Source organism: Anaerovorax sp. IOR16, from assembly GCF_017168145.1.
Lineage (GTDB): Bacteria > Bacillota > Clostridia > Peptostreptococcales > Anaerovoracaceae > IOR16.
In genome coordinates this window covers 104751-119583 of sequence record NZ_JADQTL010000009.1, presented here as the reverse complement: position 1 = coordinate 119583, position 14833 = coordinate 104751, and the positions used below count along the sequence as shown (strand labels likewise).

General features: G+C 37.4%; 12 protein-coding genes. 1 reads left to right on the top strand and 11 read right to left on the bottom strand.

Annotation, left to right across the window (positions count from 1 at the left end):
- Positions 1-3 precede the first annotated feature (3 nt).
- The 7 genes from I2490_RS04100 to I2490_RS16575 all read right to left on the bottom strand — a co-directional run bounded on the left by I2490_RS04100 (position 4) and on the right by I2490_RS16575 (position 9961).
- Positions 4-771 carry an OAM dimerization domain-containing protein gene (locus tag I2490_RS04100; RefSeq protein WP_206458512.1) on the bottom strand — a complete coding sequence of 256 codons (768 nt, stop codon included), beginning with the start codon at positions 769-771 and terminating at the stop codon, positions 4-6.
- The gene (locus I2490_RS04095; RefSeq protein WP_206458511.1) at positions 771-2327 is read right to left on the bottom strand and encodes a lysine 5,6-aminomutase subunit alpha; all 1557 of its coding nucleotides are present in this window, start codon (positions 2325-2327) and stop codon (positions 771-773) included. Before I2490_RS04095 ends, I2490_RS04100 begins: the two co-directional genes overlap by 1 nt.
- Before the next feature lie 49 nt (positions 2328-2376).
- The gene (locus I2490_RS04090) at positions 2377-4032 is read right to left on the bottom strand and encodes a MutS-related protein (RefSeq protein WP_206458510.1); all 1656 of its coding nucleotides are present in this window, start codon (positions 4030-4032) and stop codon (positions 2377-2379) included.
- Entirely contained in the window at positions 4029-5066 is a 1038-nt protein-coding gene (locus tag I2490_RS04085; protein ID WP_206458509.1) for a hypothetical protein, read from the bottom strand. Before I2490_RS04085 ends, I2490_RS04090 begins: the two co-directional genes overlap by 4 nt.
- A 75-nt stretch (positions 5067-5141) precedes the next feature.
- Complete coding sequence (ablA, locus tag I2490_RS04080) at positions 5142-6401, bottom strand: lysine 2,3-aminomutase (RefSeq protein WP_206458508.1); 1260 nt, start codon at positions 6399-6401, stop codon at positions 5142-5144.
- Positions 6402-6551: 150 nt separating this feature from the next.
- On the bottom strand, positions 6552-7586 hold the full coding sequence (locus I2490_RS04075; RefSeq protein WP_206458507.1) for a zinc-binding dehydrogenase: 1035 nt from the start codon (positions 7584-7586) through the stop codon (positions 6552-6554).
- Positions 7587-7870: 284 nt separating this feature from the next.
- Positions 7871-9961 carry a sigma-54 interaction domain-containing protein gene (locus I2490_RS16575; protein ID WP_245157084.1) on the bottom strand — a complete coding sequence of 697 codons (2091 nt, stop codon included), beginning with the start codon at positions 9959-9961 and terminating at the stop codon, positions 7871-7873.
- A 202-nt stretch (positions 9962-10163) separates the two neighbouring features.
- Here I2490_RS16575 and I2490_RS04065 point away from each other — a divergent pair, with 202 nt between their 5' ends.
- Entirely contained in the window at positions 10164-10553 is a 390-nt protein-coding gene (locus tag I2490_RS04065; RefSeq protein ID WP_209010577.1) for a hotdog fold domain-containing protein, read from the top strand.
- A gap of 166 nt (positions 10554-10719) precedes the next feature.
- Here I2490_RS04065 and I2490_RS04060 read toward each other — a convergent pair whose 3' ends face one another.
- The 4 genes from I2490_RS04060 to I2490_RS04045 form a co-directional block, all read right to left on the bottom strand.
- A complete protein-coding gene (locus tag I2490_RS04060; RefSeq protein WP_245157083.1) occupies positions 10720-11415 on the bottom strand; it encodes an HAD family hydrolase in 696 nt (231 codons plus the stop codon).
- A gap of 41 nt (positions 11416-11456) precedes the next feature.
- Positions 11457-12161, bottom strand: a complete 705-nt coding sequence (locus tag I2490_RS04055) for a pseudouridine synthase (protein ID WP_206458506.1) — start codon at positions 12159-12161, stop codon at positions 11457-11459.
- Between the two features lie 102 nt (positions 12162-12263).
- Complete coding sequence (locus tag I2490_RS04050) at positions 12264-13637, bottom strand: FAD-dependent oxidoreductase (RefSeq protein WP_206458505.1); 1374 nt, start codon at positions 13635-13637, stop codon at positions 12264-12266.
- Positions 13638-13670: 33 nt separating this feature from the next.
- Positions 13671-14807, bottom strand: a complete 1137-nt coding sequence (locus I2490_RS04045; RefSeq protein ID WP_206458504.1) for a pyridoxal-phosphate-dependent aminotransferase family protein — start codon at positions 14805-14807, stop codon at positions 13671-13673.
- Positions 14808-14833 lie beyond the last annotated feature (26 nt).

Below are 14833 nucleotides of genomic sequence, written 5' to 3'. Positions count from 1 at the left end.
AAATTATACCAAACCTCTTCTTACAACTTCAGTCAATACAAAGGATGCAACATCTTCTGCATGAGTATTCGGACCGAAACCAGCATCATAACCAAGTTCCTGAGCCAATTCATGAGAAATTCTTGGACCACCGCAAACAAGAACAATTTTATCGCGGATGCCTTCTGCTTCACAAAGTTCAACCATCTGAGTTAAGTTCGGAATATGAACATCTTTCTGTGTTACAGTCTGGGAAACTAAAATTGCATCTGCCTTTGTTTCAATTGCTTTTGCAATTAATTCTTCGTTAGGCACCTGAGATCCCATGTTGATTGCATTTACACCATGGTATCTTTCAAGACCGAAGTGACCATGGAAGCCCTTCATGTTCATGATAGCGTCAATACCTACTGTATGAGCATCCGTACCGGTAGAAGCACCAACCATTGTTACGGTTCTCTTAACATTTTCTTCGATATACTTTTCGCATTCCAAACGATCCATGATATCAACTTCAACCTTTGTAACCTTAATAGAAGTATAATCAACGGTATGAGTTGTCTTACCGTAGCAGACAAAGTAAGTATATCCAATTCCAAGGTCCTTGAAATATACTACACTTGGTTCTTCGAAGCCCATCTTCTTCATAAGAAGTCTAGCTGCTTCATTTGCTTCTTCACCTGCAGGTACCGGTAAAGTAAAACTCATCTGCACCTGACCGTCGTTCAATGTATCACCATAAGGCTTAATTTTCGTTAAATCTAATTTTGTTACTGCTGCTGTATTACTCATTATTTCGCACCTCCAAGCATCTTCGCAATAAATGGATTGAAGTACTGTTCGTCTCTAGTGCATACGCCTTCCAATCCTTTTCCGCCGTCCATAGGACGTTTTACTGCCGCAAACTTACCAGCTTCAATTGTAGGGAATAAGCCATCCTTTTCGATTTGCATTAAAAGTTCATTTGCATCAGCAAGAACTTTTTGTGCTCTCTTCTGGATAATTCCATCCTTCTTATATTCAACTTCTTCGCCAAGGTCTCTTGCATTGTTGAAAATGTATTGTGCATTTTCAATGGAAAGCATTCTGTCGTGTAGATGTGGAGTGTGAATTGCTTCGGTAAGCATTCCTAACAACTGTAAAGACTGTCCAGTCCATACGGAAATTAAGTTAAACAATGCATCCTGAATGTGTCCTCTGAAGATATTTCCAGTCATGAACTTTGTAGGCGGCATGTACTTCAAGGAAGCATTCGGGAAGATTTCCTTTGCCATCTGAGCCTGTGCTAATTCATATAAGAAACCATTTTCTGTGTCTGGATCCATTTCAAATGCGTGACCAAGACCCATCTGTCCTTCCGGAATATTTGCAAGAACTGCAAACTGTTCATTCATCAACTGAGATGCAAGTACTGTATGTGCAGATTCAATTGCGTCATCTGTAGTTAGATAATTATCTTCACCAGAGTTAAAGATAATTCCGCAGTAACCGATAATCACACGAGAGAAGAACTGGTCAACAATTGTTCTCTGCATGTTGATATCACGGAATAAGATTCCATAAAGTGCGTCGTTTAACATAACGTCAAGTCTTTCTAATGCACCCATTGCTGCGATTTCAGGCATACAAAGTCCGGAACTGTAGTTACAAAGACGAATGTATCTTCCAACTTCTTCACCAACTTCATCCAATGCTTTTCTCATGATTCTGAAGTTTTCCTGAGTCGCATACGTACCACCAAAACCTTCTGTAGTTGGTCCATAAGGAACATAGTCTAACAAGGATTGTGCTGTTGTACGGATTACTGCGATGATGTCTGCACCCTGACGAGCTGCAGCCTGTGCCTGGATAACGTCTTCATAGATGTTACCAGTCGCAACGATTACATATAGATAAGGTCTTCTGCCTTCTCCAATTGTTGCAAGGTATTCATCTCTCTTTGCAGTTTGTTCCTTAATTCTATTTAAAGCTTTATCTACATAAAGTCCAATTGCTTTTTCAGCTTCTTCCTTTTTGCACATGTCAAGCTTCATTAAATCCAATTCGCCTTTTCCAACTAGTTCTGCAATTTCCTGTGGCTCTTTACCAGTCTGAATGATTGCATTACCGATCCAGTATGCAACACCTCTTGGAAGTCCGCCAGCATCCTTAATTGCATCAACAATTACGTTTGGAAGTGGTCTTTCTACATCATCAACACCATCAATACCTAATAATCTTAGAATTGTTCTTTCTGTAGTTACTGTGGTATGCTTGTCAATGAAACTCTGCATACTTTCCGCAATGTGAGCAGCAGCGGTTCTTGCGCTGTCGATCACTTTTGGGTCTAGATTTAGCTTACTTTTCATCCTTTTTTCTCCTTTTCAACATTTTCTATCAACTTAAAAATAAGACGAATTATTTATCTGATTGCATGATTTCTCTTGCATAATCAATGATTTCATCATAGATTCCTAAAATTCTTGCAATGTTAAGTGCATCTTTTGGAATCTGTTCTTCATTTTTGACAGTATATAAACGATAATCCATGTATCGACCAACAATTTCGATACGCTCTTTTCGATTTGCATGTGCAAGTTCCTTTGCTAAACGATTGAAATCTGCATCTGCCAAACCTCTTACCTGCATATTATGTACCTTATTTCCTACAGCTGCATGATCAAAATGTGTAGTAATAACTGTAATATAGGTACGATCTATTAAATAACGGATTAAACTCTTTGTTAAAGCCAACCCTTCTACCGGATTGGTACCGCTGGCAATTTCATCAATTAACAACAATGATCTGTCTTTACTGTTATCCAAAATCTCTCTGAGTTCTTCCATTTCGCTTCCAAAGCTAGAAAGCCCTCTTTGTACATTTTGGCTATCCCCAATCAAAATATGCATATAATTGGATAAGCCTATACTAGCAGATTTACAAGGAACAAAAAAACCATATTGTGCCATGATTGCTACTAATCCAATCATTTTTAATGAAATGGTTTTTCCTCCCATGTTTGCACCGGTAATGCAGCTAACACCATCGCCCAAATCAACGCTTACAGGACAATATTGCTTGTGCTTTTTCTTTAATACTTCTTCAACAAGCAAATGTCGACCATCTTCAATTTTTAAAATATGCTCATTTACAATGGTCGGACGAACACAATCATGTGATTGCGCATAAAAAGCCTTCGCTAATACAAAATCGAGATTCCCAATGTGTTCACAATTCTTTTTTAAAACATCTGCTTCTTTTGCTATTTTTTGAGATAATGTGGTACGAACCGCCAATTCCTCTTCATCAATTGCTTCATTCAAATCAGACATCTTCTTCTGTAATTCGTAAACAGCATCATTAGCCTTCACCTTAAAGGTAATGGTCATATAATCTTCTTCTACTTGTTCAATCTCAGATATTCCACGCGCTAACTTCATCGTAGCTTCATCCGATTTTGGAACTAGAAGTTCACATTTTGGAGTCATCTGAAATTTATATTCTTGCTCCAACTTTCTTCGAACCTGTTTCAGTTCTTTTCGAATTTCTAACTCTATCTCTCTTTTTTCTTTTCGTAAGCTTCCCAGCTTTTCTGAAAATTGATCATAGATATAAAATGTATTAATACGATCTTTTCCCGGGTCCATTGTATCCAGTAATGTAACCGTATCATGAAGCTTAAACTCCAACGGCATATTATGACTAATGTCGGAAAGAAGATCCAATGCTTTCTTTGTTTGCAATAAAAAAGTTTTAATTTCATACAATTCGACTACAGACAATACATTTTTTATACTTCGATCTAACGTATAAGCAATCTCTTTGATTTCCATAAAAATCTCTGTTAACTGCTCAATTTCCGAAGGATAATCATGTATTAACCCTATCATCAAATCCAATTTATCAAATTCATGCCTTAATTCCACTTCACGGCCAGGCATGAAAGGCTTGATTTCTTTTACTTTACGTGTACCATAGGGTGTTAACGTATTGATGTTATGTAATACGCTTTCTAATCCTGTTTCTGTTCTTGTTTTACTATTAGACAGACGCTTTGGTGCTTCCGTACTCATTCAAACACACCCCCCAGCTTTACATCAATTACAGGAATTCCATCTAATGCATCTTCCATTGCTTTTTTTAATTCATTGTGATCAAATGAATATCCTGAAGGTGCATAAGGATTAACAGTAACGGCTGCTACTTCGATATTTTCCAGTACGCAAACGTGAAAGCCTTTCTTTTTCAATTGTTGCCACGCCAAAGATCCGATAAATATCTTAGTAGGATCCTTTAAGACAAATTGAATTCGCTTTCTCTTTGCTGGATGAATGTCTTCAAAAACACTCGTGGTTAAAGCACCGGGTATATAGACATACTGCGTGTCATCGTCAATTGCTTCATCTAAAAATCTGCTGGCTCCTAGACCGGTCTTTAGATCAAGAAACTGCATTTCATTTTTACTATTGATTAGTGTAATTCTCTCTTTATTTTCCGATTCCTTACGTATGATATCTCGCACACGTCCCTCTGGCAGTTTGGGCATACTATAAAGAGATACAATATGTACCGTTTCCTCGACTACCTTTTTCATACTGCGGGATAAAACTGCACCAGTCGATAATATAATTGCATCCGAAGTTCCTGGAGCTGCAATGGATTTTCGATCAATTGCTCCATCGATTAAAATCAACTCTGCACCCAATTCTTCCATTTCTTTGCAAAGTTTTTTATGATCGACTGTGTTTACCGGTCCTGCAATCTGTACATAACCAGATTCTGCAACACGACAAAGCAGCAACTCTCCTAAAGAGGTGCTGAATTTTGTTTTTTGAATGATTTCTAAACCGGTTTCTGCTAATTCATATAACTGTACCGGAACCGAAACAATGGTCCCCGTATCCAGATATACCTTTGGTTTTTCTGTACCTGTGACCAAGTCCGAGCTTTCTCCGTCTCTTCCTGTAGAAGTAACGCCTAGGACAATTCCTTCATCCATTGCCTCTTCAATTAAATAATTTAAAGCGGTTGTTTTTCCAGCATTTTTTGCCATCCCTACAATGGATAGGGTTTTATATTTTTGTTGTAATTGGTACAGTAAGCTCATTTCAATTCTCCGTTTTAGTTGGTTTGGGGCAGATTACTCTGCCCCATAACCTTCCATATATTGTGTTCCTTTGAACTATTTGTTTCTCTTGTGACGAAGAAGATCCTGTGGTTCCATTGCTAATCTCTGTCCTCTTAGCAAACCAGCAACACCTTCATATTCGTAATGTTTCTTTCCTGTGCAGTAATCGCATGTGCAATCGATCTTAGGAAGATCAGTTGGTTCTGTATAAGTAGTGATTACACCTTCGTAGTTTCTCAAGATTACCTTATCAGGAGACTGAGAAATTACATACTGAGGCATAACTGGAGTCTTTCCACCGCCTCCTGGAGCATCTACTACAAAAGTAGGTACTGCATAACCGGAAGTGTGTCCACGTAAACCTTCAATGATTTCGATACCCTTAGAAACTGGAGTTCTGAAGTGTTCAATACCTAAGGAAAGGTCACACTGATAGATGTAGTAAGGTCTTACTCTGTTCTTAACTAATGCCTGAACTAATTCTCTCATGATATGCTGACAATCGTTTACTCCACGAAGTAATACGGACTGATTTCCTAGAGGAATACCTGCATCAGCTAATTTTGCAAGTGCTACTGTTGCTTCTTCAGTCAATTCCTTCTTGTGGTTGAAGTGAGTGTTTAACCAGATTGGATGATATTTCTTAATCATATCTACCAATTTGTCAGTAATACGCATTGGCATTACAACTGGTGTTCTGGAACCCATTCTTACGATTTCTACATGAGGGATTTCTCTTAATTTCTTAATGATATATTCTAATACATCATCATCTACTAACAAGCAGTCACCACCGGAAAGAAGTACGTCTCTTACCTGTGGAGTTTTTCTGATGTATTCGATGCACTTATCGATATCTTCGATGCTTCTAGCGCCATCAGTTTCACCAGCAAGTCTTCTTCTTGTACAATGTCTGCAGTACATAGAGCACTGGTCAGTGATTAAAAGAAGAACTCTATCTGGATATCTATGTGTTAATCCAGGAGCTGGGGAATCCTCATCCTCATGAAGAGGGTCAAGCATGTCTGCTTCGCTTCTATGATTTTCAGCGATTACAGGAACTGCCTGCATTCTTACTGGACATCTTGGATCGTCTACGTCCATTAAAGATGCATAGTAAGGTGTGATTCCCAAACGGAAATTCTTAGCAACTTCTGTGATTTCTTTTTCTTCTTCTGCAGTTAAATTAATTACTTTCTTTAAGTCTTCTACGGTTGTAATTCTGTTATCAACCTGCCATTTCCAGTCATTCCACTGTTCGTCAGTAACGTTTTTCCAAAGCTCGATGTCTCTGAAATGTCTTCTCTCTGCCATTTTCTATCTCCTTTTTTATCGCTCCGCACACTCATAACGAAGCTCTTTAAAAATATTTTCACAGGATTGGAAGGTTAAAAACAACCCTCCGCTCCTGATTAGAAAACCAACTATAATATACTTATATAGGAAGTATTCTCTTATGCATGATTATGCATACATTTCCTGGAACAACTTTCTTAATGGTTCACATTCTCTAAGAACCTGAAGAGCTACGTTTGCGTGACCCTTGCAGTATCCATTACCAATGATCATGTTTACGTCTTTACCAACACCTTCTGCTCCTAATGCAGCCTTTGTAAAGCTAGTAGCCATGGAGAAGAAGTATACAAGACCATCATCCTTACAAGCAAGAATGGAAGCCATTTCTGTATTTTCGATGTTTACGCAGTTGATAACGATATCAGCTAACTGACCATCTGTCAATTCCATAATCTTGTTGTAGATACCAATTGCATCTGTAGCGTCTGCTGCAAAATAGTGATCTGCAAGACCTAAATCTTGAGCTCTCTTTGTGGACTTAGGGGATCCACCGATGCAGATAACGTTACCGTTAACACCAGCTCTCTTCTTTGCTTCATATAAGCAGAGAAGACCGGACTTTCCGCCGCCACCAATTACTACTACAGTATCTCCTGGCTTTACAAGCTTAGCAGCCTGAGCAGGAGCACCAGCTACGTCTAATACGGAAAGAGCTAAAGTTTCTGGCATATCCTTTGGAAGAACTGCATAGATACCGCTCTGGAATAAGATTGCGTGTCCCTTGATATCAACCTGGTCAATGTCAGGTCTTACTGCAACGATTTCATCAATTACTAATGGAGTTAAAGAAAGGGATACTAATGTAGCAATTTTATCGCCAACCTTTAATTCACCTTTATAGTTTTCACCAACCTGCTCAACAGTACCGATTAACATACCGCCGGAACCAGTTACTGGGTTCTTGTGCTTACCTTGCTTTTCAACATGACCAAGCATGATTTTTTTGATTTCTTCAATATTTCCTTCAGCTTGTCTTTCAATCTGAGTGAAAGAAGCAGAGTCTATGTTCAAAGTCTGAACGTTAATCAATACTTCATTATCATAGATTTCCATATTGTTATCAATCTTTTCAGCTGGCTGTGGTAAAACACCTTTCGGGGAGATTACTCTGTGTGTACCGTAAGGGCATCCTTTTTTCTGCATATTATTCATCCTCCTTAAAATTTAAAAAAAATTATTTTGCATAATGCATTTTTTTAAAACATAAAAATATTTTAATATTTTCACATTAAAATATAGAGCAAATAATATGCCAAAATGAACAAACCACAATTTTTTTTGCAATAAAATTAGTTTTATGCAAAATTATTCTGCTCATTTTCATTTTTGCCTATCTTTTTTGATAATCTTTGCGGAAGTTTGCATTTTTACCCAATATCAGAACCATTTTAGACTCAAACTGCAAAAAACAGCGAACCTTTTTAGGTTCACTGTTTTTCTGGAAGATTAATGTTATATTTATTCTTCTTTCTTACGAACTGAGTCTGACTAATGCCAAGTGCTTTTGCTGCCTTTCTTGACGAACCATATTTCTCATATGCAAACTGCATGATACTACGTTCAAAGTTATCAACCATTGTATCAAGTGTCAGTTCTTTATTTGCTTCAAATTCATCCGCATCAAAATCAACATTGACTGAATTGTATAAGTCGGCATGAAGTTCCTTGGTGACATCAAACACGGTAATGTTCTCATTCCGCGATGAAATCAAAAGCCGCTGTACGACATTTTCTAGCTCTCTTATATTACCGGGCCAGTTACAACCCTGCAAATATTCCACAGCATCTGGTGTAATTGTTCGTACTGTTCCGAATTTTTCATTGTACTTTCTTAAAAAGTGCTGAACAAGGTTTGGAATTTCCGCTTTTCTTTCATCTAAATTGGGTACTCGAATTGGGAATACATTTAATCGATAATAAAGATCTTTTCGAAATCTTTTTTCCTCTATCAGCTCTTCTAAATTTCTATTTGTCGCCGAAAGTATTCGAACATTCGTCTTAATAGGTACCGTGCCTCCGACTCGATAAAACTCTCCATCTTGAATTGCACGCAACAATTTTGCTTGCAAATCCATTGGCAATTCACCCACTTCATCTAGAAAAATAATCCCATTATCTCCTAGTTCAAAATAACCTTTTTTACCCCCTGCATTCGCTCCGGTAAATGCACCTTTTTCATAACCAAAGAATTCGGATTCAATCAAATTATCTGCAATGGATGCACAATTGATTTTAATGTAAGGCTGCATATTTCGATTGCTGTTTTTTTGTATCAGGCTTGCAACTTTTTCCTTACCAACCCCAGTGTCTCCCGTAATCAAAACACTGCAGTCGTATTTTGCCACACTGAGGATTTCATCAACAACCGTTGCCATTGCGCTACTGTTGCAAATAAAGTCGTCTAGTAAAGTTTTTTGGTAGACAGTCTGTTCATATCCAAATTTATTTTTTCGCAGAGAATAAGCTATATTATCAATTATCTTATAAGAATCTAGCTTAGAGTTCGCAACATAAGGCGCAATTCCACGCATCAATTCAATATCGAACTCAGCATACTCTTCCTCATATCCATCTGCACACTTAATTTGAATTTCCCGGGAAATTGCTTCTGTTATATATAATGCTATATTATAGTTGTTAATTAAATTTGCAAAATATACCGTTCCTCCAGGCTTAGTCGATAAAATATTAATCGTCTCAGCTCCAGGTATGTCTGCACAGTTCACGCTCACGTCAAACAGTCCGACCTCTAGTTTTTCTAAGCATTCTACAGGTTTTAATATATTCACATAATGAATGTCCGTAAAGGTCTTTTCTAAAATATCCTTTAACTCTTTTCCTCTTACACCAATGTCGGTATTATTGTCGAAAAGACAAATAATCTCCGCATCATCACCGGCAGACTTTCGGATTGCTCGTCCAAATAGTAAGTTTGTCAACAAACTATTTCCAACCACAAGACAACGTTTTTTGTCTCTAGCACTTTTATATGCAGAATACAAAGTACCAGATTCATCAAACGTATAAAGTATCAAATTAATGGGCAAATCTTCGGGTTTTTTTACGACCGGAACTTTATTAAATAAAATAGCATAACCTTCTGCATCCACTTGTGTATATGCCATATCAATCTTAGAAATACGTGTCAAAAGCAAAGGTATACCCGCCAAGGAAGCATTACAAATAATTTCATCTCCAACCTTTAAACCCTTCACATTTTCATATTCTTCGCCAATTTCTTCAACTGTCCCAAAAATCACTCCACCGGTATCGGTCACAGGATTGTGCAGTTTTCCGCGTTTTTCAACAATATGTAAAATACGCTCTTTTATTCTCTCCATATTATTGTTGCATTCAATGCAAATCTGACGAAAACTGGTACTTTCAATATGAATCTTTTGTACCTTTAGCCGTAATTCGTTTGGGTAAATCTCCCTATCATTATTGATTCTCCAAGCCGAGGTAGGCAAAACATGGTTTGGTTCCATGACACGATTTATCCCATAAATATTATGCATTTTCATCTCCTTCCAAGAAAAATACCGATGCCAAATCGGTTCAGTTTCGCTTTATATTAAGCATAACGCATTGGCACGGAATTTGCAACTTATTTTTAGTGTTACATAATTAACTTTAAAAAGCGATACATGTTAGGCATACACTATTTTTATGTATCGTAAAAGTAGAATAAAATACCTAAATGCGTAAAGGAGAAATGACATGGAAAAGATTACCTCAACTATTCGTTTAAGAATGTCTCACAAAGATGCACACTACGGCGGTAGCCTAGTAGATGGCGCTCACATGGTTCACTTGTTTGGAGACGTTGCTACTGAGCTTTTAATCAAAGCTGACGGAGACGAAGGTTTATTTTTAAGATATGATGAAGTTGAATTTTTAGCTCCAACTTATGCTGGAGACTATATTGAAGCTTATGGTGAAATCACAAAGATGGGTAACACTTCCAGAACAATGGAATTTGTTGCAAAGAAAGTGGTTGCTGCAAGAGCTGACATCAGTGCTTCTGCTGCAGACTTCTTGGAAGAACCAATCGTTGTTTGCAGAGCAAAGGGCGTTTGTGTAACTCCAAAAGAATCAAAGAGAAAATAAGAAACATATACATACACTCATACTAAAAGTACCCTGTCGATTATGACGGGTATTTTTAGTTTGGCCAGAATCTGCATCTAGCAAAGAACGAAGAGAAGTCTCTTTCATGTTAAAAGGCCGCCAATTAACTATTGACAGCCCAAATCGTCTATAGAATTATATATTCTTATGCCGATAGTACAAATCTTTTTAAAGAATCAACTGTTGAAAAATAATAATCTGAATTTAATTCCATATAATCTTTTATCTCAGGAATAACATGTGACCATCCCGCTCCAGCGAATGCTACCTTACAACTTTTTGCCATATCCAATCCTGGCTTTAAATCATCTACTACTAATATCTCATTACAATTCAAATTGAACCTTTTCATTATTTCAATTATAGGATAAGGGTTGGGCTTTCGTTTATGCTCTTCTAGTTCCCATCCAAATATTAAATCTGGCTTTAGCTTACAATTTAACATGTAATCTCTAATAATCTGTTTACTCTCTGAATGGGATACAACACATATTATTCCCCCTAACGTTTTATATTCTGTGATAAATTCAGAGAAACCAGGGTAAAAGTCAGGTATTTTTAAATTCGTATATTTCTTCCATATTTTATATTGATACTCTTGTTCATTTTTACTAAACTTCAAAATATCTTTACATAATTCCGCAAACCCTGGATTAAAACAATATGCAACAAATTCTTCAAAACTTAAGGGGTTCATATTTGGCCTTAATACTTTTAACGCTTCAATAAATGAAGGATAATGAATATTTGGCGTACTTTTAACAACTGTATCATCATGGTCTAAAATTAAACAGCGATATTTCAATTTTATTTCCCTTTCGTTTGTAAATTGTCGCATCATTATTCTTAAAACTCATACTCATTCAATTAAGAAACTCAGAATCAGCAATTTTTTAAATAATCGATCTCTTGCTGGGTTAATTTACGGTAATGTCCTTCTTTCAGTCTCCCCAAGAATAATTCACCCATTGCCACTCGTTCTAAATCAATCACTTTATTTCCAACGGCAGCAAACATTTTACGGACCTGACGGTTTTTTCCTTCATAAATTTGAATTTCAACTATCGTAGAATTTGCAGTTCCCTTCAATATCTCTACTTTTGCTTTTGACGTAACAAACCCACCAATGTCTATACCATTTCTAAGTTTTGCTGCCCGAGCTTCTGACAATATGCCGGTAACTCTGGCACGATATGTTTTATAAACCTGATGCTTTGGATGCGTCAATCGATATGCCAAATCTCCATCATTCGTTAATAACAGTAAGCCAGAAGTATTATAATCCAAACGACCAATCGGAAAAACTCGTACCGACACATCTGTCAATAAATCTAAAACCGTCGGTCTTCCTTCTTCATCGGAAACTGTAGTCACAAAACCTTTTGGTTTGTTAAGCATAAGATATACAAATTTTTTAACAGGTTCAATCTTACGGCCTGAAACCTCCACGACGTCGCCTTCAACAACATCATAACCCGGTTCTTTCATTACCAAACCATTTATTTTAACGTTTCCAGCTATAGTCAATTCATCCGCTTTTCTGCGGGATGCAATGCCTGACTGAGCAATGTATTTGTTTAGTCTCATCTTTATCCTCTTTTTCTTCTATTTTCGCACGTTTATCATATAGTTTCCCTCAGAAGTTGTCAACCAATTCATTGACATTTCTATATGTAATAATTTTTTGTTTTATAATATTTTTTCTTTATAAATATTAGCTAAATCATATTTTTTTGCACGTTTTTGCACCACTTGCACATCTGTAGTATAAAGACCCTTTTCCTTCATTCTCTCAAAATACTCTGCACCGGCAAAGGTATACCTCTTTAGTAATCCTTCTTTTGTTTTTATTTTTTCGTTTGCATAAGAAATCAGATCACCCAGAGCTAATTGTGGCGGTAATTCCAGCGGCCGCATCCCTTTTATTAAACGTGCCGCATTATACCCAGCTAACGTTCCGGTCGTAATTGCTTCTGTATGCCCAACAAATAAGCCGGATTTTTCACCTCCGCAAAGAAGATTCTCTATTCCGCTTACCTTCATATTATTCTCTCGCTCTGCAACCGATAGATATCTTATGGAATTCCCCTTTCCACCTGCATATGGATCAATGTAACGTGCATTCTCCATTCCTGGAACTTTTCTCAATTTTTCCAACGGAAAAAAAGGTGTCATAATTTTAGCATATCCTGTATCAAGAAGTACAATATTATCCGCAAATTCTTCCAGTGCATATTGCTGACATACCTTTAACTCTAATTTTTCTTTTGCAACCTGATCTGGTAGCAAAGGAATAATTGCTACCCCTTTTTCATTCAACGCTCTTTGAATTTCGTCTGACAAAGAAGCTTTTTCCAGCTTTCCTGATCCACTAAATGCACCGAAGGCTCCATCCTTACGCTGTCCCATAATATCATTCAGCCCTGCCTTTTGGGTAATGCTGACTCGCGGTCCAAATGCCGGACAACGCAAAACACACATACAGCATCCATTTCCGTAAGTCAAACAATTACCCATCGGCCCGGTTGAACCCGTACATTCAATGAATACATCGCCTGCCAAAACAGTACCATCTGCTAAAGTAATATTCTTTAAATATTTTCTTCGTTTTTCAACTCCCTTTCCATTTCCAATACTGATCGAAACCGATTCTGTTTCTACATCAATCGCTCTTGCCATTGTTCGAATTTCAATTCCCTGCTCTTGCAGAAAACGACGTACGTAAGGCTCTACTTTAATAACATCATACAAACTAGCATGCTGATGTCCTGGAAAATCTATATTTCTATGCCTGCTTAATTCATCGGTAATTGCAAACAATTCTCCAGCTCCAAGTGCGATATTCTCCTCTGCCGCAGTATATCTTCCATTGTTTCGCATAATACCGCCTACGTTTCCCAAACCCAAAAGTAAATCCGTCTTTTCAATCAGTACAACCTCTGCTCCGGCCTTTCTAGCAGCCAACGCTGCCGCACAACCCGACCAGCCTCCGCCAATCACAATGACTCTATTCAAAAGAAAAACCTCCTCATACCGTTTTTTGTTGCATTTTTTTGCATACATTACAGTATATGAAGAGGTGTGTTCATTTACTTCTTATTCTTCTTGAAGTGCCTCTAAAAATGTCATTTTTAAATCACACTTTAAAGGATATCCTAGATCTTTGAATGTTTTTGTAAGCGCATCCATCGTTTCACTCATACACGCTTCTCTCGCATTTTCTCCCATATGACCAATTCGAATGACCTTGCCTGCCAAAACATCAAAACTGCCTGCAATCATAATTCCATACTTTGTTCGAATGGTATCCAATATTTCTCGATCTGTTAAAGCTGAAGGCACCGATACCGCTGTTACGGTATTAGAATAACCTTCTTTTAAAAATAATTGGAGTCCGGATTTTTGAATTGCTTTTCGTGTTGCTTCCGCAATTTTTTTATGTCTTATCAAGATTTCCTTATCAGCCATTACATTTTCAAGTGCTGCACGAATTCCATAAATATCACTAATCGGAGGCGTATAAGGAAATGCTTTCTTATCATAGTAATCTTTAAAATTTAGAATATTTGCATAGAAGGAAGCAATAGGAGTACTCCTGTTTTCCATAGCGTTTATCGCATCCGAGCTTACCCAAAGCATAGTAAGACCGACAGCCGCAGAAAGTGCTTTTTGTGATCCTCCACACAAGATATCAATTTGAGCTTCATCTACATTAAGTGCTTCGCCAAACATTCCCGCTACTGAATCCACAACGGTTAAGATGCCATATTCCTTTAATAACCTTGAAATGGCTTCTACGTCATTCAGCACCCCGCTCGGTGTATCACAGTGCACAACAGTTGCATATTTAAAATCAGAATCTTTCTCTAAAAAATCTTTGAGCTCTATCGGATTAATTGGCTTATGGTAATCCGATGCAAAAGAAACCGGATTCCCTCCATAAATCCGAACAAAATCGGCAAAGCCTTTCCCAAATACGCCATTATCTAAAATCAAAACTCGATCCTTAGGTTCTGTTAAGGAAGCGCAAGCCGCTTCCAAACCTAAAATTCCTTCTCCGCTAAGAATGTATGCTTCATTTTTTGTATGTAGCAACAAACGAAGCAAATCACAAGTTTCTTTATAATAATCATAAAATTCCAAATCCAAATCCGGATTTGTAGTTTCCAAACTTCTTGCCTTTCTTACATTTTCTTTTATTGTCGTAGGACCCGGCGTCATTATTTTATACATAAAGCTCCCTCCTCTTATAGCTATCG